Here is a 19,077-nt window from a genome sequence, read left to right on the forward strand (position 1 = left end):
TGGCTTGTTGTATGGTTTGCGCCGTCTTAGGCCTGAAAGTCTTCGGGCTTGAAGATGTATTTGGCCCCGAGGTCTTTCGCCTCGTAGGCCTTCAGCACGGTCACGCAGGACTTGAAGGCTGCTTCCACGTTGCACGTCAGGTGCGCCGGGTTCTTCATCTGCACCGCTTCAATGAAGTTCTGAACGTGTGGCGTGTGCGGCTTCACCTTCAGTTTCACGGCCATCTCCCACTGGGAGAGTGCCTTGCTCTCACGCACGTCAGCCACGCTCACCGCACCGTAGGACGGGGGCTTGGGCTTTTCCCAGTCACGGGGATGTTCCCAGAACTTGTTCTTGGCCTTGTCCGCAGCCTTCATGATCGGCGCGTTCTCACCCAGGGCGTAGGCTTCCCAGTCCTGGCCAGGCTCGGCGTAGAGCTGGTTCCCGTTGGTGTCGAGTTCGGAGATGATCGCCGTGCCGCCGGTTCCCATGTGCTTTTCATACGCACCCTGGGACCCCGTGGTCGTCAGCACCTGGTAGTAGGCGCGGAGCGCTCCGGATGGCGTCTTGAATTCGTAGATGCACATCATGTTGTCCGGCAGTTCGAATTTCGGACGCCCATCGCTGCCGTCGAAGTAATCCACGCCGCCGGAGGCGATCACCGAGACCGGTGTGGACTCATACATCCAGTTGAACATGTCAATCTGGTGCGCTCCCAGGTCGGAGAGCGGGCCGCCGCCGTACTTCGCAAAAAAGCGCCAGTTGCGGAATTCCTCGATGCTTCCATACCCGTGCTTCGTCAGCACATCCTGCGGGATGTCATAGCCTTTCACCGCACCTTGCGGCGCGCTGCCGGAAACCCCTCGGTTCCACTGCGCATACGCATGCGTGATCCGGCCCAGCATCTTGCCTGGCTTGATGATGTTGTCGCGCAGGTTCAGGTAGCGCGGATTCGAGTGGCGCTGATGTCCGATCTGGAAGATCCCGGGGTTCGCCTTGCCGGCGCGCACCATGTCGCGTGCTCCTTCGATCGTGTTGCTCATCATCTTCTCGCAGTACACGTTCTTGCCCCTCTCAAGGCACAGGCGTGAATAAGGCGCATGCATGAAATCCGGTGTCGCGATGAAGACCGCCTCAATCGACGGCTCCTTGTCGAGCATCTCGTTGATGTCTTCGTAGATTTTGATCTCGCCATCGACCTGGTGCTTGTTCTCACCCAGAAAGCCGCCCCGCGTCTTCGCGATGGAAAACTTCCAGATGTCGCACATGGCCACCCACTGGATGCCCGGCACGTCTTTGGAGGCCACGCGCAGGGCGTTGCCTTGGGCGCCGCAGCCGACCAGCGCGCACTTGATCGTACGGCCTTTTTCAGTCTGCTGGGCGATCGCGCCCTTGCTGGTCGCGAGATAGATGCCACTGCTCGTCAGAGCACTGGTGCGGAGGAAGCCGCGGCGGTCCATGAAGCGGGACAGCGGCGCTGGAGAGGAGGGAAGGGGCTGGGAATTCATAGGTGCGTTCAGGCGCGTGGGTTCACTGCCAATGACGACGCTAAGTCGTGGATTTATGCCTTCTTGCGGGAAAGGAGGCCGTCGATCGAGAAGGTTTTCGCCTTCGAGGTCACCAGCGCAGCGGCCACGATCAGAATGGAAAGACCGATGTTGCTGACCACTTCCGTGTCGTCCGGCAGTGCCGCCAGGCCCAGGCCCAGGGAAAGGAACACCAGGCCGGCTGCCAGCAGGCCAAACTCCGTGAAGATGCCGACCGCGACCCAGATGCCCACTGGGATCAGGATGTAGCCGATCGTCGCCGCAAAGGCGTCACAGGCCCACTGCGGCATGAAGCTGTTGTCCGTCATCAGCTTGGCCAGCGGGCCGGTCTTCTTCGCGTAGTTGTCCAGGCCAAAGCTCACAGTCGGTCCGTTGCCCCAGCGGAACTTGTCGAGGCCTGCCATGAAAAGGCGCATGCCGACCCAAAGGCGGAGCAGGACATGGGCGAAATCATAACTAAGGCTGCCGCAGCATTTGGAGGAGGTAGAGTCGGACATGGATGGGGTCGGGGTGGCTGGTTGAAGTGAGGGGTCGATTTTGAACCGATGCCCTTGGAAATCCAGCAAAATTTAGGATGTACATCCTTCGCAAATCTGAACGACCACGGGCGGTGAAAATGCCGGAAGTCAGCCGTTGTTGACCCGGATGTGACGATTTCTACACACAATAAGGCGGATTCGGCAGCTTGTTGCTCGTCGTGCTTGCCATTCCAGGCTTCTCCGCTTAAAAAAGACTGCTTAATTAATCTTAACTCACTCCCATGAGCTCACTCTCGTCCCCCAAACTCCCTGCCCAAGGCATTCTCGAACCTCTGGGCGACGAAGATCGCGACATTCTCAGCGGCTACGGTGAATTTCTTCCGGTTCAGCCAGGTCAGCATTTGATTGAGGAAGGGCAGCAGCAAAACAGCCTCTTCTTTGTCGTCTCCGGCAAGTTCCATGCCACCGCCATGCGTGGGGGCCACAAGGTCCTCCTTGGCTCGATCCAGAAGGGCGAAACCATCGGAGAAATCAACCTTCTCGACCCCAACGTCGCCAGCGCCAGCGTCACCGCAGTCGAGTTCTCCCAGGTCTGGCGCATCGATGGTGAGACTCTCGAAAGCTACATCAATGAGTACCCTCGCGCTGCCGCCTGGCTCCTCATCGGTGTCGGCCGCACCATCTCCCACCGTCTCCGTGCGGTGAACGAGAAGATCGCCGCCTTCTACAGCGCCTGATGCATCACAGTGAGCAGGGCTGTTTTGCGCATGATTTATGAATCGTGCATTGCAGCCCTTCGCTCACGATGGAAAACTCCGGCATGTCTGGCCTGCTGCCATTCCCTCCGCATACCACGCTGGAAGCCATCCAGGTCATTTTTCTTCTCTTCGCCGGCCATGCGCTGATGGATTACCCCTTGCAGGGCGAGTTCCTCTCCACCTGCAAAAATCGTCACCTGCTCTACAAGCTGCAGGACCCCTCCCGCCCCTTGGTCATCTGGCCTTGGTGCATGACGGCCCACTGCCTCATCCACGCAGCAGCCGTCTGGGCCATCACCGGCTGTTTCTATCTCGGCCTCATTGAGTTCGTCCTGCACTGGCTCATCGATTTCGCCAAATGCGAAAACAAGACCACCTTCGTTCAGGATCAGGCACTGCACTTCATCTGCAAGATCGCCTACGTCATCGCTGCCATGCTTTACTGAAGGTTGCTGGTTCTCCGTTCGCAGTTCACGCTTCCCATGCTAACAACAGGGAACTAAAAACCGAGAACAGCGAACTTCCTCCATGCAGCGCACCGCCATTCTGAACGTCGTCGGACTCACCAGCCGCCTCATCGGCGAGCACACTCCGGCCATCCGTGCGTTCGTCGAGCGCAACCGCTCCGCCCTTATCGAGCCCGTCCTCCCCGCCGTCACCTGCACCGCTCAGGCCACCTATCTCACCGGCCGTCTCGCCCGTGACCACGGCGTCGTCGCCAACGGCTGGTATGACCGCGACTACGCCGAGCACCGCTTCTGGAAGCAGCCCGAGCAGCTCATGCACGGCGAAAAACTCTGGGAGGCCCTCCGCCGCGTCGATCCCCAGTTCACCTGCGCCAAGCTCTTCTGGTGGTTCAACATGTACTCCACCGCGGACTTCGCCATCACCCCGCGCCCGCTTTATCCCGCCGATGGCCGCAAGGTCTTCGACATCCACACCCAGCCCATGCCGCTGCGGGACCGCATCAAAAAAGACCTCGGCCCCTTTCCCTTCCGCCACTTCTGGGGCCCCGGCTCCGACATCAAATCCTCCATCTGGATCGCCGAAAGCGCCAAATGGATCGAGGAAAAGCACTGGCCCGGCCTCTCCCTCGTTTACCTCCCCCACCTCGACTACAATCTCCAGCGCGTCGGCCTCGACATGGAGAAAATCCGCACCGACCTCCGCCAGATCGACAACGTCGTCGGCGACCTCATCCGCTTCTACGAGACCCGCAACATCAAGGTCGTACTCCTCTCCGAATACGGCATCACAGACGTCGAGCAGCCCGTTCACCTCAACCGCGTCTTCCGCGAAAAAGGCTGGCTTAGCATCAAAGACGAGCTCGGCCGCGAAACCCTCGACCTCGGCGGCTCCAAAGCCTTCGCCATCGCCGACCACCAGGTCGCCCACATCTACCTCAACGATCCCAGCCTCCTCGCCACCGTCCGCGCCACCCTTGAGGCCACCCCCGGCGTCGCCCAGGTCCTCGGCAAAATGGAAAAGCACCTCGTCGGCCTCAACCACGAACGCAGCGGCGACCTCATCGCCGTCGCCGACGCCAAAAGCTGGTTCACCTACTACTACTGGCAGGACGACAAAAAAGCCCCCGACTTCGCCCGCTGCGTTGACATCCATCGCAAATGTGGCTACGACCCCGCCGAGCTCTTCCTCGATCCCGCCATCAAGTGGCCCAAGCTCAAAGTCGCCTCCAAGCTCGCCAAAAAAGCCCTCGGCCAGCGCATGCTCATGGATGTCATCCCTCTCGACGCCACCCTCGTCAAAGGCTCCCACGGTCGCATCCCCGAAGACCGTGCCGACTGGCCTGTCCTCATCGGCGACTTCGACTCACTCCCCCGCACCGGCATCCTCTCCGCCCACGAAGTCTGCAACCACCTCTTCCGCCTCTGCTCCACCGGCAACGGCTACTCCAGCGTCTCCCGCTAACTCAAAATCGTCCTCGATCTCATACCCTAATGCGATGAAAACGGGTCTGAAGGCGGAGGCACGAGCCGACGGAGGGGGATCATCTTGATCCCCCCACCTGCAGCGTGTTCGTGGATGTGCGAAGACGCTGGGCGACGCGGGAGCGTGTGGGATCAGGACGATCCCACTCCGCCAGAATGCTGACTGGCCGCATGGAATGCTGACTTTCACCCATGAGACCCGTTTTCAGCTATGCGTGGTATGAGTGCTCAGCTCCGTCCTCAAGCCCCGAGCCCCTCAAAGCCTCCGACATTCGTCATTCCGGCTTCGTGATTCGTCATTTCCTCTTACCCCCCCGCCGTGATCTGCACCACCTCGATCACATCCCCCTCGCTCACCACGGCCCCCTCGATCTCCCTCGGCAGCAGCGCCACCTGATTCTGCTCCACCACCACCGGCTTGCCACCCAGCCCAATGCTCTCCAGCAGCGACTTCACCGTCTGCGGCTCCGCCAACTCACGCTTCTCTCCGTTCAAAGTAATCTTCATATCAAAATTCGGGGTTCACGCAGCCAAAATCGACGCATCCCAGTCCTTCCACACCGGGTCCAGCCCCTGCTTCCTCAGCATCTCCGCCACACTCTGCGGTGACCGCTGATCCGCGATCCCAAACTGCCCTTCGGCACGATTCGTTTCCGCCTTCTCCGCCACCTCCACGCGCTTGCCCTTCACCGTCAGGTGCAGGTCTTCCGCCCCCGCGCCCGTGTAGCCGCCTGGTTCCGTATGACTCCCCGCGCTCATCACCGTCACGCCTAGAGGCGCCAGCGCATCCCGCAGCGGTGCAGGCTCCCGCGTGCTCAGGATGATCCCCACTTCCGGGAAAATGATGCGGTAGGCGCAGATCGTCTGCACCAGCGCCCAGTCAGGGAAATCCGTCATCGGGCTGAAACCGCCCGCCGCAGGCCGCAGCCGCGGAAACGCCACCGTGAATGTCGACTTCCAGCAGTGCTTGTACAGATGCTCCAAATGTGCCGCCAGTCGCAGCGCCTCCAGCCGCCAGTCACTCAGGCCAAACAGCGCCCCAATGCCTATGCGGCGAAACCCACCCGCATACCCGCGTTCCGGGCACGCCAGCCGCCAGTCGAAGTCCTTCTTCGGCCCCGCCGTGTGCATGTCCTTGTAAATCTCGCGGTCGTAGGTCTCCTGGTACACCACCAGGCCCTCCGCACCCGCCTTCACCATGCGCTCATACTCCGGCGCCTCTATCGGCCCCACCTCGATCCCAATCGTCGGCACAAAATCCCGGATCGCCCGGATGCACTCCTCCAGGTACCCATCGCTCACAAATTTCGGATGCTCCCCCGCCACCAGCAGGATGTTCCGAAATCCCTGCGCCACCAGATGCCTCGCCTCAGCCACCACCTGGTCGATCGTCAGCGTCACCCGCAGAATGGAATTGTTGTCGCGTGAAAATCCGCAGTAGCTGCAGTTGTTCACGCATTCATTGGAAACATACAGCGGCGCAAACAGCCGCATCGTCCGCCCAAAATTCCGCCGCGTGATCATCCGCGACTCCTTCGCCATCGTCTCGATCTGCCCCGGCCCCTTCGGCTCCAGCAATGCTGCAAACCTCTCCATCAGCGGCGTTTTTCGCGCTGGCAGCGCATCGAGCGTGGGAATGAAGGAAGTCAGCATGGGGAAGGGGGCGGATATAATACGCACCCACCGTCCCATGCAACGCCACGAACACCAAATTCCCCCATCAAGGCGTGGAAGTCTGCGCCCCCGGCAAATCCACCTTCCCCTCTGCCACCTCTGCCACCTCTGCCACCTCTGCCACCTCTGCCTCTTTGCCCCTCTGCGGCAAAAACGAACCTCCCCAAGCCGCACTCCACCACTCCATCATCCCACCTCATTCACCCCACGTACTGCGTGATAAACACCTCGTTCCCCTCCGCATCCCGGTACACCCCCAGCAAAATCGGCTCCCCCTCCCGCTGCTGCGGCGACTGCAAAATCTTGCCACCCGCTCCCGCGATCTTCTCCGCCATCGTCAGCACATCCTCATACTGAAAGCTCAGCCCCGTCGGATTCCGCGAGCCATCATGCCCCCCATGCAGCGCGATGATCGCATCGCCAAACCTCATCTCTGTCCAAAAATCGCTCACAAACAGCGGCTCCAGCCCGATCACATCCCGGTAAAAGCTCACAGCCCGCTTCATGTCCGCCGCCATCAGCATGAACTTCACTTTCTCAGGTTTCATGCCACAAAACTGCCCATCGTTCACCAAACCGCAAGCCCCACGCGCATCTCTCCCTCGTTGAAGAACAGTGGCGCATGACACGAGTGGCCCGTTGCTCACAGCAGGTGGGTCATGGCGTTCTAGAGGCAATAATCTGCTGTTCGCTCCAGTCCATCAGGCTGAGGGGTCACCATACGTCAGCGCCGCGGTGCAGCTTGGCGAACCCAGCATCAAGCTGCGGCACCGCCACCCAGAAAGTCGCTCTTTTCAGAATTCTACTTCTGAAAACACGCTACACTCCTGCGCATGTGGAAAAACCTCCTCATTCTTCTCCTCGGCTCCGCCCTGGCGGCCCTGCTCATCCTCCGCCGTGAGGCAGGTGCGCCCACCACCCCCCCAGTCACCCCTCCGATTTCCATCAAGATCGAGACTCCGCCCGAGCCCCAGCCCCCAGTCCCACAGCCTCCGGCAAAACCAGAGCCGCACCCCATCACCAAACTGCTCCAGGAAGCCCGCGCCAATCCCGCCCTCGCCGGCGCCGCCATCGGCTTCTGCCTCCTCAATGACAAAGGCGAAGTCATTCTCGATGACAACGCCACCACCGCCTTCATCCCCGCCTCCAGCCTCAAGACCCTCACCACCGCCACCGCTTTGGAGATCCTCGGCCCGGACTTCCATTTCACCACCGGGCTCAAAGCCTCCGCTCCCATTCAGAATGGAGAGATCAAGGGCGATCTCGTCATCATCGGCGGCGGTGACCCCATGCTCAAGATGGACGATCTTAAAGCCTGGGTGGCAGAGCTGAAACAGCGCGGCCTCCTGCGCATCACCGGCGGCATCCGTGCAGACACCAGTTTCTTCACCGGCAGCCTCTACAGCGACTACTGGAACTGGGGAGACATCGGCAACGGCTATGGCAGCGGCGTCTCAGGCCTCAACCTCAATCACAACCGCTACATTGTCATGTTCCGTGCCGGCCCCGCTGAAGGCACCCCCGCAGAGCTGCTCGGCATCAATCTCGAACTCCCCCAGGCCGCCTGGAAAAACGAAGTCACCACCGGCCCGGCAGACTCCGGAGACGGCGTCGTCATTCACGGCGGCGAAATCACCACCGCCATTCACCTCCGTGGCACCGTGCCGCTCGGAGCCGCCAAGTTTCAGGCCAAAGGCGCCGTGCCAGACCCGGCTCGTTTCGTCGAGCATCATTTCCGCGCACTCCTCACCGCCGCAGGCATTCAGGTCGGCTCGGCTGCCACCTCCACGGCTCAGCCCTCCTATGCATTGCTCCAGCACGACTCCCCACCCCTCATCGACATCATCAAAAGCATCCACGCCACCTCCGACAACCTCGAAACCGAATGCGTCTTCCGCATGCTCGGCGTGAAGACAGGCAAGCCCCCCGCCCAGGTCATCCGCGAGCACTGGAAACCGCGCGGCCTCGACTTCATCGGCCTGCGCATGGAGGACGGCTGCGGCCTCGCCCGTGCCGACTTCATCCGCCCGCTCGACCTCGCCCGTCTGCAATACCATGCTGGCACCGGCCCGCAGGGCCCCGCCTACAAAGCCTCGCTCCTCTCCAAAGACGGCCTCACCTGGAAAGGCGGCGCCATGTCCGGCATCCGCACCTTCACCGGCTACGCCAAGACCAAATCAGGTGCCGAATACTCCTACGCCCTCATGATCAACCACTACACCGACGGCAAAATCATTTCCGAGTTCTGCCGCCAGGTGTTCGACGCGATGATGGGCCTTTAGCCTCCCATGCCTTGGCATGATGCCCAATCTCGGCGGCCGCATGCCTTCAAAGTCCCGCCATCGCCAGCCGCACCAAAGTAGCCTTGTTCCTGCGGAACAAGGATCGCTCCGCTTCACCCATCCACGTGCATGGCAGTATGCAAAACTCCTTCCCGATGGAGCGCGAACAGGGCGTTGCTTTGCCGCAGAGAATCATGGTCGCAATGGAGCCAAGCCAGAGGTGAAATTCCTCCTTTGCTCCCTCTGCCCCTTTGCGGCAAAATCGAACGTCTCAGCCACTTCGGAAAGCCATTCATCAATGGCTCCTGCCGCTCGCAACGCCCCCTATTTCAGCTCCTGAATCCGCAGATTCCGAAACTTGTACGTCTGTCCCTTCTCACCGTGATGCTGAATCGCGATCACACCGCTCGCATCCTTGTCGTCTTCCACATCCGTCGTCAGCACCCCGTTCACGAAAATTTTCAGACTCTTGCCCCGGCACTCGATCCGGTACGTGTTCCAGTCATTGCGCTTGAAGGCGTCGCCCGCGCGGGCACGGAAGGCAGCCTCGCTCTCCTTGTTGCCCTTGATCGGGCTGATGAACCACATCCGCCGCCCCTCGTCATACAGACCCCCGCTCCACTTGCGGTTCGCATCACCATCCACCTCTGCCTGGTAGCCAAAGACCTTGTTCTTTTCCACGTGCGCGCGGAACATGAATCCGCTGTTCGCCTGGCCTTCGGGCAGCAGAATGTCGCCCTCAAAAATGAAATCACTGTAGGGCTTCTCAGTCACCACAAAGAACTTCTTCTCGCCCGTGAGGTGGATCTCACCATTCACAATGTCGATCTGCCCCCAGTCGTACGGGTTCTTCCAGCCCGTCAGCGTCTTTCCATCAAACAGGGACACAAATTCACCTGCAAAAGCAGGAATCGAGACGACCAGGGCAAGTGCGGCAAGGAGGATGCGGGATTTCATGATTGGGCCGACATGAAAGCGAGGTCCTGCAGATAAAACAAGCAGCTTTGCTCGCAGTGCATCAGCCGCTGGTCTGTGCCAATGGGATGAATGATGCTGAAAACAGATCTGTAGAAGCTGAGAGAGCTGAGAAAGAGCGTCGGCCATCAGGTCATCAAGACACAGCGCCGTGGGCCAAAGGCCCACAGGAGTCAGCTCGGGGCGCAAGCCCTGGGTGTTTGATCTCACTCAACATCGCGCTCCGAAGGAACGCAGGAAAGGCTTCGAGATCATGATCGGAGTACAGGCCCTCCTGCAGCTCTCTCAGCCCTCCAGCGCTCGTTCAGTCGAAGCTGCAGGCCGCTTTCCACAATGGATGGTATGAGACAAAAGACCTGGCATCTCTCCCCTCAAAAAAAGCGGGCTGCACTTTCAGGGGGGAGTCAAACTCTCCTCCAGTGCAGCCCGTAGTTGGTCTAGGCGATGATCTCAGATCTCATCAGTTCCCGCCACGCAGCTGGCCGACAATCTTCGGCACAGCCATCTTCGTGGTGTTCCCAGAGCCGCCAGCCGCGCGGTTGTAGCCACCGCCCAGCGCCTTGTACGCCTTCACAAACGCGTTCAGCTGCTCTTGCTTCAGCTCGATCAGGTCCATCTTCGACTCCAGGGCGTCACGTTGCGTGAAGAGCACTTCCGTGTAGTCCGCACGTGCATTGAAGAACAGCTGTCCTGCAATCGTGATGGAATCATTCAAAGCCGCCACCTGCTGGCTCTTGAGGTCGTAGCTCTTGCCGTAGTTTTTGATCTGCGCCAGCTGGTTCACCGTCTCAATGTACGCCTTCAGCACCGTCTGCTGGTAGGTGTAGATCGCCCCGATCTGCTTCGCGCTCGCGCCCAGGAAGGCCGCCTTGATCGCGCTTCGGTTGATCAGCGGCGCCATCAGGTTGGCTGCGGCACCGTACATGATCGAAGCTGGCGCGTTAAACGCGGAGGCAAGGCTGAAGGACTGCAGGCCCAGCGCACCCTGAATGCTCAGGGCAGGGTAGAACCTCGCTGCCGCCGCTTTCACATCCAGTCCCGTCGCCGCCAGTTCCAGTTCTGCGCGCCGCACGTCCGGGCGGTTGCGCAGGAGCTGCACCGGAAGACCGCTGCCGATGCGCGTCAGCATCAGCTGGTCAAAGCCCTCGGACCGGCGCTTGATCGGCTGGGGATAGCGGCCCACCAGATAGTTCAGGTTGTTTTCCGTCACCGTGATCTGCTGCTGGATCTTGAACTGACGGCTCTGGTTCTTCAGCACTTCAGCTTCGAAACGGCGCACCGCAAGCTCCGTCACCCGCGCGTTCGCTTTCTGCAGCTTCACCGCCTCAAGCGCGTTCTGCTGGATCTCGATCGTGCGCTTCAGCGTGATCAGCTGATTGTCCAGCGCCACTAGTTCATAGTAATTCGTGGCGATCTCGGCCACGATGTTCGTGATCATGAAGTTCCGCCCTTCCTGGGTTCCCAGATAGCGCAGGATCGCTGCGTCACGCTCGTTGCGCAGCTTCCTCCAGATGTCCACTTCCCAGTCAAAATCCGCTCCAAACCCAAAGTTGGGCGTGTTCGTCGGAATCGGCCTTCCCGCAGCGATCTCGTTCGCCGTGTTGTCTTCCGCAGCTCCCGCTGCCGTATGACGTCCCACCTTGTCGATGCCCGCAGTGGTGCCTCCGGTCACGAAGGGGAAAATGGCCCCTCTCGTACGGCGCACGTCCTGTTTCGCAAACTCGATCTCTTGAATCAGGATGTTCAGCTCCTGGTTGTTCTGCAGAGCCTGGCCGATCAGTGAGGTCAGGTTCGGGTCCTTGAAATACTCCTTCCATCCGATCATGGCGGAGTTGTTCGGGCCCGAGGTGTCAGGGAAGTTCGCCGGCAGCGGCGGGTCGCTGGATGGCAGCGGCCCGCGACGGAGCACGGAAGAGCACCCCTGCACCATGACCAACAGACAGACGAAATTAAATGCTAGGAGTTTGTTCTTCAGTTTTTTCATGTTCTTGATGACCGTGGCCGTACTCTCCGAGTTCGCTCAAAGGCATGTCATCTTCATCAGGAAGAAGTTTGCCGCGAGCAGAGATCGTACCGAAAATGTAGTAAAGTCCAGGGACAACCAGCAGGCCAATCACCGTTCCCAGGAACATCCCCCCGGCCGCAGACGCACCGATGGTCTTGTTGGCGATCGCGCCTGCGCCATGGGCCCGGAGCAGGGGAATCATCCCCGCGATGAATGCGAAGGACGTCATCAAAATCGGGCGGAACCGCACCTTGGCGCCTTCAATGGCGGCTTCCAGGATCGTCAGCCCCTCCCCGTGCCGCTGCGAGGCAAACTCCACAATCAGAATGGCGTTCTTGCCCAGTAGGCCCACGAGCATGATCAGCCCCACCTGCGCATAAATGTCATTGCTCAGCCCCATCGCTCTCAGCAGGGCAAACGAGCCCATCACCCCGATCGGCAGGGAGAGAATCACCGCCAGCGGCAGCGTGAAGCTTTCATACTGGCCCACCAGCACCAGGTACACAAACAGCAGCACCACCACAAAGATCACCACAGCCTCGTTTCCGCGTGCGGCTTCATCAAACGAGAGGCCGGCCCAGGCGATGTCATAACCGCGCGGCAGAGACTTCGCCACCTCCTTGATCGCTGCGATGGCTTCACCGCTGCTGTACCCGTCCGCCGGCGCACCTTGGATGCTCGGGGCAGGGTAGGCGTTGTATCGCGTGATCTCGTTCAGGCCCAGCCTTGGCACCAGTTTCATGAACGCTGAGTATGGCACCATCTCGCCCTTCTCATTCGCCACATACAGGTCTTGCAGATCCTTCGGCAGCCTGCGGTAGTCCGGATGCGCCTGGATATACAGCTTCCAGAACCGGTTGAACAGGATGAACCCCTGCTCGTAGGTGCTTCCCACCATGATGTCCAGGTTGTCCATCGCCTTGCCGATCGACACCCCTTTCTGCATGGCGATCTTGTTGTCGATGATCACCTCCTGCTGCGGGTAGTTCGCACTGAAGAACGTGAACAGTCCGCGGATTTCCTTCCGCTTCGCCAGCTTCTCCATGAACTCGTTGTTCACATCCTGCAGCTTGTCGTAGTCACCGGAATTCGTCTTGTCCAGAAGGCTCAGCGCAAAGCCGCCCGCCGCACCGTATCCGGGCACCGCCGGAGGTTCGAAGAACTCGATTCGCACCCCGGAGATCTCTTGGCACTTCTCCTTCAGCTCCGCGATGATCTGCGGCGCGGTCAGATGGCGCTCCTCCCAGTTCGTCAGGTTGATCAGACACGTTCCGGAGTTCGATCCGCGGCCTTCCGTCAGCACTTCGTAGCCCGCCAGCGTGGACACTGAGTCAATCCCTTCAATCGTCTTCGCCACCTTCATCAGCTCGCGAGACTTCGCATACGTACGCTCCAGCGTCGTTCCCGGCGGTGTCTGCAAAATCGCGTAGATCATGCCCTGGTCCTCCGTCGGGATGAATCCCGCAGGCAGCGTCTCATTGATGAAGTAGATCGCCGCACCGGCTCCGCCCAGGATCAGGAACGTGAATGTCCGCAGGTGCACGATGCGCCTCAGGATGCCAACATAAAGGTCCGTGACCTTGTCGAACCAGTAGTTGAAGATCCCCAGCAGCCACGCGATCGGTCCCCGCGACTTGTGGTGGTGGTCCGTCCTCTTCAGAATCATCGCGCATAGCACCGGCGTCAGCGTCAGCGCCATCACACCCGAAAGAATGATGGACACCGCCATCGTGATCGAGAACTGCCGGTAGAACACACCCACCGGACCCGACATGAACGTCACCGGCACAAACACCGCCGTCATCACCAGCGTGATCGCGATCACCGCACCCGCGATTTCATGCAGCACCATCTGCGTCGCCTTGTAGGGCGAGATGAACGTGCCGTGCATCTTCGCATGCACCGCCTCCACCACCACGATCGGGTCATCCACCACGATCCCGATCGCCAGCACCAGCGCGAACAGCGTGATCAGGTTGATGTTCACCCCCAGCAGCTGCATCAGGAAGAAGGCTCCCACCAGGGACACCGGCACCGCCAGCGTCGGGATCAGCGTCGAACGCCAGTCTCCCAGGAACACAAACACCACCAGCGCCACCAGCACGAATGCTTCCACCAGCGTGTGCAGCACCTGGTGGATCGAGGCATCCAGGAAGTTCGACACGTCATAGCTGATCTTGTAGTCCATCCCCGGCGGGAAGGATTTCACCTTCGCGTCCTCCAGCTTCGCCTTCAGCTCCTTGATAACTTCCGCCGCATTGCTGCCATAGCTCTGCTTGATCACGATGGCCGCGGACGGGTCGCCGTCCAGGTCGGAGTAAAGGTCGTAGAACTCGCTTCCCAGCTCCACTTCCGCCACGTCCTTCAGCTTCAGCAGCTCGCCGCTCTCCGTGGAGCGCAGGATCACGTTCCCATACTGCTCCGCCGTGTTAAATCGGCCCGCATACACCAGCACGTATTCCAGCGACTGCGAGGTCTTGCTGTCCGCTCGTCCTATTCGTCCCGGAGAGCCGATCATGCTCTGCTCTCGCAGCGCTTTCATCACCTCCTCGCTTGAGACGTTGTAGGCACGCATGCGGTCCGGCTTCAGCCACACGCGCATCGCATACTGCCGCGTTCCCAGGATCTTCACGTAACCGACTCCGCGTGTGCGGAACAGCTCCGGGAAAAGCGTGATGTACGCGTAGTTGAAGAGGAACTTCATGTCCGCGTTCTTGTCCTTGCTGTACAAGTTCACATACATGAGCATGTTCGGCGCTAGGTTCCACACGATGATGCCCTCTCGCACCACCAGCGGCGGCAGTCGGAACGACACCGCGTTCACACGGTTCAGCACGTTCACCGTCGCCTGGTTGGGGTCCGTCCCCATGTGGAAGAAGATCTGGATCACCGCCTCGCCCGAGCTCGCCGCGCTGGACACCATGTACTTCATGTCCTGCACCCCGTTGATCGACTGCTCCAGCGGAATGAGACAGGACTCTTCGAGCACTTTCGCGCTCGCTCCCGGGTAGTCCAGCGTCACCGTCACCAGAACCGGTGCCACGTTGGGAAATTGTGAAATGGGCAGTGTGAAGATCGAAAGTGCCCCCAGGAAGAGGATGATCAACGAAATCACGATGGCCAGTGCTGGCCTGTGCAGGATCTTTGTAAACATGGTCAGGTTATTTTATTCCGCCTTAATCTTCAGTTCTTTGAAGGCCTCTTCGGGCTTCTCAAATGTGTATTCCCCGGCTTTGTCGCCATCTCTGGCCTGCCGCATCCCTTCAAAGATGATCTTGTCCTCCGTGGTCACACCGGAGCTGACGATGAAAAGGTCTTCCACCTCCTCCACGACATGGATTCTCTCCTGTTTGATGATGTTGTCCTTGCCGACCACATACACATAATGGTGGTCCAAAATCTCAAAGGTGCATTTCTGCGGCACGAGCAGCGCATCCTTCACCAGCTTCTTCATGCGTATGTTGCCCGTCTCTCCGTGCCTCAGCAGGCGGTCCGGATTCGGGAAGTCCGCACGGAAGGGAATGGTGCCGGTCTGGTTGTTAAACTCCGCCTCGATCACGTTGACCCTTCCTGGCTGGTTAAAAATCTTCCCGTTCGCCATCAGCAGCTCCACCTTTTTTCTCTCCTCCGGCTGCTCCTCCGACATGTAATCCAGATACTCCGCCTCAGGCACATTGAAGTACACCCACATCTCGCTGTTGTCAGACAGCGTGGTCAGCAGATCCCCTTCATCCACCAGGCTCCCGTTCCGCAGATACAGCCGGTCCATCAGTCCCGTGAAAGGGGCATTGATGTTGGTAAAGCCCAGATGCGCCTGGGCCAGGTTCACCACCGCCTTCTTTTGCTCCCATTTGGCCTGGGAGATGGCCAGCTCCTTGTCAGACACCACCTTGCTTTCCGTCAGCCTTTTGGTGTTCTCGTATTCCACTTTGGCCACTTGCGCCTCAGCCTCCGCGCTTGTCAGCTCCGCCTGGTAAACCAGCGGCAGGATCTTGAACATCGGTTCGTTTTCCTTCACCACCTGCCCCTCTTTGACAAAGACCGACTGCAGGTAGCCGCGTTCCACTGCCCGCAGCTCAATGTTTCGGCAGGAGCGGATCTGGCACACATATTCGCGCGTGACCAGCGTATCTTTCTTCAGTGGATTTGTCAGCACCAGCTTGGGCTGCTTCTCCTCCTCTTTGTGTTCAGCCTCCTTGTGATGGCAGCCGCTGAAGAGAATGCTGGCCGCTAGGCCGACATAAATGAGGGATTTCCGGGAAGCGAGATGCAGTGGTTCCATTCTTGGTCCTAACGAGCCACAAACTCCAGTCCATTCATATAACCTCTTCAAGGGGTTTTTGGCCCCACCCCCGACACCAGTGCGGCAGTTCGCGTGGGATTTCAGGCGCTACAACGGAATAAAACAAAAACGAATAAAAAGTAGTTCGAGATACTAGGCATAAAACCAAATATTTGACGCCATAAGAGCGTAAACCCTCAGTTCTCCCAGGCACAGCCAGTTTTCTCATCAAAACCTGCGCTGGGCCAGCACTACCCGTCAACCCTCCCCTTTACCCCCCCTGTCCGCCTTGGTTCTGCCTTCTCAAGCTGGGCAGTTCTCCACACGCCCTCCGTCATCACGATTCTGGGAGACTCCGGAATGCCACGCTCATTTTGCTGGTACTGCGTCACCAGCAGGTCCACCGCAGCAGCTCCCAGCACATCCGCCTGCTGGTCCACCCCCGCCACCTCAGGCATGTCCGCTCGCCAGCCCAGCGAGACATGCTGCGGCCTCCGGTCTCTCGGCATCTCCTCCAGCCACTCCTTCACCAGATGTCCGCCATCGATCACCACCTCCGGCTTCGCGCGTCGCAGCCACTCCTGGAAATCACTGCAGTTCAGGGACTTGCGCAGCGCCAGCAGCTCCCCCGGCTTCGTCAGCGGATGATGCGCCAAAAAGCTCGCCGACCACGCCCGAAACATCCGCTCATTGATCGTGCTCCCGCAGTAAAAGCCGATCCGCTTATACCCCTGCTTCTTCAGCATCCGCAGCGCCGTCATCATCCCCAGATAGTGATGGTGGTGCACCCGATGCAGCTGCGGCCTCGCATAGCCCAGCCCGATCACCACACTGCAAAACTTCTCCCACGCCATGCTCACATGCCCCCGGCTGCGCGACACCAGCGGCGAGAGGATGAATCCCGGTATCCCTCGCGCCTCCAGGATCTCCGACAGCCTCCGTCCCGTCATCCCTCTCGCTGCCAGGTGAAACTCCTCCAGCTTAAACCCCAGCTTCTCCGCCTGCCGGTGCGCTCCCAGCACCAGCTGCTGCGACCACGAAGAGCTTTCCCTCTCCCGCGAGCTTCGCTCCGCCCAGACAAACGCCAGCGTCTGCGGCGCGCTCGTTTTCCGCGTCCGCCGCATGTGCGTCATCAGCTTCGCGATCTCAGGGTCCGGCCGGTACCCCAGCTCCGCCGCCGCCTGCAGTATCTTCCCCTTCAGCTCCGCCTCCACATGCTTCCCGCCACGCAGTGCACGCGACACCGTCATCTTGGAAATCCCAAGCCGCAGGGCGATGTCATTCATGGAGGGTCGTGCCATCCCGCATTCTACACAGCACCGCCGCGCGAATCCAATCTTGCTCTTGCCCTCTCTCCCTGGTTTCGCTTCACTGGCTGAAACTTGCGCACAATAAACCGCTGCTAAACCCTTCTCAGGCGTAACCCCCCCATACTCCCATGGACATCCACCGCAACGGCTCACGCCCCTCCGCCCAGGGCCCTGCTTCCTGGTTCACCGGCACCGTGCGCATCGATCCCCTCGTCCAAACCGAGGCCCCCGCCCGCGTCGCCGGCGCCACCGTCACATTCGAGCCCGGCGCCCGCACCGCCTGGCACACCCACCCACTCGGCCAGACCATCATCGTCACCTCCGGCTGCGGTCGCGCCCAGCGCCTCGGCGGCCCCGTCGTCGAAATCCACCCCGGAGATGTCGTCTGGTTCCCGCCCGGCGAAAAACACTGGCACGGTGCCTCCCCCACCACCGCCATGACTCACATCGCCATCCAGGAAAGCCTCGATGGCAAGGCCGTCGACTGGTTGGAGCACGTCACCGACGAAGAATACCAGCAGCCCACTCAGCTCAACTAACCCTCTCAACATCCCCACTACTCCCATGCCCACCGCCAAAGCCTACGCCGCCTCCAGCCCCACCTCCGCCCTCTCCCACCTCAGCATCCCCCGCCGCGACCCCACCGACCGCGACGTCGAGATCGACATCCTCTACTGCGGCGTTTGCCACTCCGACCTCCACCAGGCCCGCAATGAGTGGAGCGCCATGCCCACCGTCTATCCCTGCGTCCCCGGTCACGAAATCGTAGGCCGCATCACCCAGGTCGGCTCCGCCGTCAAAAAGCACAAGGTTGGCGACATCGTCGGCGTCGGCTGCCTCGTCGGCTCAGACCAGTCCTGCCCCCAGTGCGCCGCCAATCTCGAGCAGTTCTGCCCCCACGCCACCTTCACCTACAATTCCCCAGACAAGCACGGCACCGCCCCCGTCACCTACGGTGGCTACTCCTCCTCCATCGTCGTTGATGAGCACTTCGCCCTCGCCGTCCCCGCAAACCTTAGCCTCCCCGGCGTTGCCCCGCTCCTCTGCGCCGGCATCACCACCTACTCCCCCATGCGCCGCTGGGGCGATTTGAAGGGCAAAAAAATCGGCGTCGTCGGTCTCGGCGGCCTCGGCCACATGGGCGTCAAGTTCGCCCACGCCTTCGGTGCCCACACCGTCGTCATCTCCACCTCCCCCAAGAAAAAAGACGCCGCCCTCGCCCTCGGTGCCGATGAAGTCATCATCTCCTCCGACGCCAACGAGATGCAGCGCCACGCCTTCAGCTTCGACTTCATCCTCGACACCGTCTCCGCAGATCACGACATTAACAGCTACCTCAACCTCCTCAAAATCGACGGCACCCTCACCCTCGTCGGCGCACCCGACAAACCGCTCCCCGTCTCCGCCTTCGGCCTCCTCTTCGGTCGCAAGCGCCTCGCCGGATCCCTCATCGGCGGCATCGCTGAGACCCAGGAAATGCTCGACTTCTGCGGCACCCACGGCATCACCTCCGACGTCGAAATCATCCCCATCCAAAAAATCAACGAAGCCTACGACCGCCTCCTCAAGAGCGACGTCAAATACCGCTTCTCCATCGACATGGCCTCCCTCAAAGCCGAATAAAAAGTAGCACGGGCAATCCTGCCCGTGTCCCCCCACCTCTCCTCACGCGGTGCGTCCTCTCGGACCCACCGCGTTTTTCGTGGGAAGTACGACAGGCACTCCTGCCTGTCGATCAGCGCTCCCTTTCTCCCCATCAGCCCACGCCCACCCCTCGTAGGTTGGGTGTGGCGTTAGCCCGCCCGACCACCAGCGCTCCACACTGCCCCACGCCTCC

16 protein-coding genes are annotated in these 19,077 nt (G+C 60.3%); 6 read left to right on the top strand and 10 right to left on the bottom strand.

Annotated features, from left to right (window positions below; genetic code table 11):
- Positions 1–26 precede the first annotated feature (26 nt).
- Together ACFQDI_RS01630 and ACFQDI_RS01635 are read right to left on the bottom strand one after the other, a co-directional pair.
- Complete coding sequence (locus ACFQDI_RS01630) at positions 27–1,487, bottom strand: Gfo/Idh/MocA family protein (protein ID WP_377162716.1); 1,461 nt, start codon at positions 1,485–1,487, stop codon at positions 27–29.
- A 53-nt stretch (positions 1,488–1,540) separates the two neighbouring features.
- Positions 1,541–2,023, bottom strand: a complete 483-nt coding sequence (locus tag ACFQDI_RS01635) for a TQO small subunit DoxD (RefSeq protein ID WP_377162718.1) — start codon at positions 2,021–2,023, stop codon at positions 1,541–1,543.
- Positions 2,024–2,286: 263 nt separating this feature from the next.
- Between ACFQDI_RS01635 and ACFQDI_RS01640 the strand changes: the two genes are divergently transcribed.
- The 3 genes from ACFQDI_RS01640 (at position 2,287) to ACFQDI_RS01650 (ending at position 4,692) form a co-directional block, all read left to right on the top strand.
- The gene (locus ACFQDI_RS01640; RefSeq protein WP_294396665.1) at positions 2,287–2,742 is read left to right on the top strand and encodes a Crp/Fnr family transcriptional regulator; all 456 of its coding nucleotides are present in this window, start codon (positions 2,287–2,289) and stop codon (positions 2,740–2,742) included.
- Between the two features lie 83 nt (positions 2,743–2,825).
- Positions 2,826–3,209 (top strand): DUF3307 domain-containing protein, encoded by a 384-nt coding sequence (locus ACFQDI_RS01645; protein WP_377162720.1) that lies wholly within the window; start codon positions 2,826–2,828, stop codon positions 3,207–3,209.
- A gap of 82 nt (positions 3,210–3,291) precedes the next feature.
- The gene (locus ACFQDI_RS01650) at positions 3,292–4,692 is read left to right on the top strand and encodes an alkaline phosphatase family protein (RefSeq protein WP_377162722.1); all 1,401 of its coding nucleotides are present in this window, start codon (positions 3,292–3,294) and stop codon (positions 4,690–4,692) included.
- A gap of 326 nt (positions 4,693–5,018) precedes the next feature.
- Here the strand turns inward: ACFQDI_RS01650 and thiS are convergent, their stop codons facing one another.
- The 3 genes from thiS to ACFQDI_RS01665 form a co-directional block, all read right to left on the bottom strand.
- Positions 5,019–5,219: a sulfur carrier protein ThiS gene (gene thiS, locus ACFQDI_RS01655; protein WP_377162724.1), complete on the bottom strand. Its 201-nt coding sequence runs from the start codon at positions 5,217–5,219 to the stop codon at positions 5,019–5,021.
- Between the two features lie 15 nt (positions 5,220–5,234).
- Entirely contained in the window at positions 5,235–6,365 is a 1,131-nt protein-coding gene (locus tag ACFQDI_RS01660; protein WP_377162726.1) for a radical SAM protein, read from the bottom strand.
- A 221-nt stretch (positions 6,366–6,586) separates the two neighbouring features.
- Positions 6,587–6,934, bottom strand: a complete 348-nt coding sequence (locus ACFQDI_RS01665) for a VOC family protein (protein WP_377162728.1) — start codon at positions 6,932–6,934, stop codon at positions 6,587–6,589.
- Positions 6,935–7,219: 285 nt separating this feature from the next.
- On the opposite strand from ACFQDI_RS01665, the gene dacB reads away from it, so the two are divergent.
- Positions 7,220–8,668 (top strand): D-alanyl-D-alanine carboxypeptidase/D-alanyl-D-alanine endopeptidase, encoded by a 1,449-nt coding sequence (dacB, locus tag ACFQDI_RS01670; protein ID WP_377162730.1) that lies wholly within the window; start codon positions 7,220–7,222, stop codon positions 8,666–8,668.
- 324 nt (positions 8,669–8,992) lie between these two features.
- Here the strand turns inward: dacB and ACFQDI_RS01675 are convergent, their stop codons facing one another.
- The 5 genes from ACFQDI_RS01675 to ACFQDI_RS01695 all read right to left on the bottom strand — a co-directional run bounded on the left by ACFQDI_RS01675 (position 8,993) and on the right by ACFQDI_RS01695 (position 17,216).
- Positions 8,993–9,625, bottom strand: a complete 633-nt coding sequence (locus tag ACFQDI_RS01675) for a 3-keto-disaccharide hydrolase (RefSeq protein WP_377162732.1) — start codon at positions 9,623–9,625, stop codon at positions 8,993–8,995.
- A 478-nt stretch (positions 9,626–10,103) separates the two neighbouring features.
- Complete coding sequence (locus ACFQDI_RS01680; RefSeq protein ID WP_377162734.1) at positions 10,104–11,627, bottom strand: TolC family protein; 1,524 nt, start codon at positions 11,625–11,627, stop codon at positions 10,104–10,106.
- A complete protein-coding gene (locus tag ACFQDI_RS01685; protein WP_377162736.1) occupies positions 11,593–14,802 on the bottom strand; it encodes an efflux RND transporter permease subunit in 3,210 nt (1,069 codons plus the stop codon). The genes ACFQDI_RS01680 and ACFQDI_RS01685 overlap by 35 nt, the downstream gene beginning before the upstream one ends.
- Positions 14,803–14,814: 12 nt before the next feature.
- The gene (locus ACFQDI_RS01690) at positions 14,815–15,930 is read right to left on the bottom strand and encodes an efflux RND transporter periplasmic adaptor subunit (protein ID WP_377162738.1); all 1,116 of its coding nucleotides are present in this window, start codon (positions 15,928–15,930) and stop codon (positions 14,815–14,817) included.
- 251 nt (positions 15,931–16,181) lie between these two features.
- Complete coding sequence (locus tag ACFQDI_RS01695) at positions 16,182–17,216, bottom strand: LacI family DNA-binding transcriptional regulator (RefSeq protein WP_377162740.1); 1,035 nt, start codon at positions 17,214–17,216, stop codon at positions 16,182–16,184.
- Positions 17,217–17,368: 152 nt separating this feature from the next.
- Here ACFQDI_RS01695 and ACFQDI_RS01700 point away from each other — a divergent pair, with 152 nt between their 5' ends.
- The gene (locus tag ACFQDI_RS01700; protein ID WP_377162742.1) at positions 17,369–17,779 is read left to right on the top strand and encodes a (R)-mandelonitrile lyase; all 411 of its coding nucleotides are present in this window, start codon (positions 17,369–17,371) and stop codon (positions 17,777–17,779) included.
- 25 nt (positions 17,780–17,804) lie between these two features.
- Entirely contained in the window at positions 17,805–18,863 is a 1,059-nt protein-coding gene (locus tag ACFQDI_RS01705) for an NAD(P)-dependent alcohol dehydrogenase (RefSeq protein WP_377162744.1), read from the top strand.
- Positions 18,864–19,077: the final 214 nt, after the last annotated feature.

Source organism: Prosthecobacter fluviatilis, assembly GCF_042655725.1.
GTDB classification, from domain to species: Bacteria; Verrucomicrobiota; Verrucomicrobiia; order Verrucomicrobiales; family Verrucomicrobiaceae; genus Prosthecobacter; species Prosthecobacter fluviatilis.

Coding starts and splice junctions, on each gene's coding strand:
- thiS (WP_377162724.1), bottom strand. CDS start 5,219: ATGAAGATTACTTTGAACGGAGAGAAGCGTGAGTTGGCGGAGCCGCAG.
- ACFQDI_RS01635 (WP_377162718.1), bottom strand. CDS start 2,023: ATGTCCGACTCTACCTCCTCCAAATGCTGCGGCAGCCTTAGTTATGAT.
- ACFQDI_RS01700 (WP_377162742.1), top strand. CDS start 17,369: ATGGACATCCACCGCAACGGCTCACGCCCCTCCGCCCAGGGCCCTGCT.
- ACFQDI_RS01680 (WP_377162734.1), bottom strand. CDS start 11,627: ATGAAAAAACTGAAGAACAAACTCCTAGCATTTAATTTCGTCTGTCTG.
- ACFQDI_RS01675 (WP_377162732.1), bottom strand. CDS start 9,625: ATGAAATCCCGCATCCTCCTTGCCGCACTTGCCCTGGTCGTCTCGATT.
- ACFQDI_RS01690 (WP_377162738.1), bottom strand. CDS start 15,930: ATGGAACCACTGCATCTCGCTTCCCGGAAATCCCTCATTTATGTCGGC.
- ACFQDI_RS01660 (WP_377162726.1), bottom strand. CDS start 6,365: ATGCTGACTTCCTTCATTCCCACGCTCGATGCGCTGCCAGCGCGAAAA.
- ACFQDI_RS01685 (WP_377162736.1), bottom strand. CDS start 14,802: ATGTTTACAAAGATCCTGCACAGGCCAGCACTGGCCATCGTGATTTCG.
- ACFQDI_RS01705 (WP_377162744.1), top strand. CDS start 17,805: ATGCCCACCGCCAAAGCCTACGCCGCCTCCAGCCCCACCTCCGCCCTC.
- ACFQDI_RS01640 (WP_294396665.1), top strand. CDS start 2,287: ATGAGCTCACTCTCGTCCCCCAAACTCCCTGCCCAAGGCATTCTCGAA.
- dacB (WP_377162730.1), top strand. CDS start 7,220: ATGTGGAAAAACCTCCTCATTCTTCTCCTCGGCTCCGCCCTGGCGGCC.
- ACFQDI_RS01665 (WP_377162728.1), bottom strand. CDS start 6,934: ATGAAACCTGAGAAAGTGAAGTTCATGCTGATGGCGGCGGACATGAAG.
- ACFQDI_RS01650 (WP_377162722.1), top strand. CDS start 3,292: ATGCAGCGCACCGCCATTCTGAACGTCGTCGGACTCACCAGCCGCCTC.
- ACFQDI_RS01645 (WP_377162720.1), top strand. CDS start 2,826: ATGTCTGGCCTGCTGCCATTCCCTCCGCATACCACGCTGGAAGCCATC.
- ACFQDI_RS01695 (WP_377162740.1), bottom strand. CDS start 17,216: ATGAATGACATCGCCCTGCGGCTTGGGATTTCCAAGATGACGGTGTCG.
- ACFQDI_RS01630 (WP_377162716.1), bottom strand. CDS start 1,487: ATGAATTCCCAGCCCCTTCCCTCCTCTCCAGCGCCGCTGTCCCGCTTC.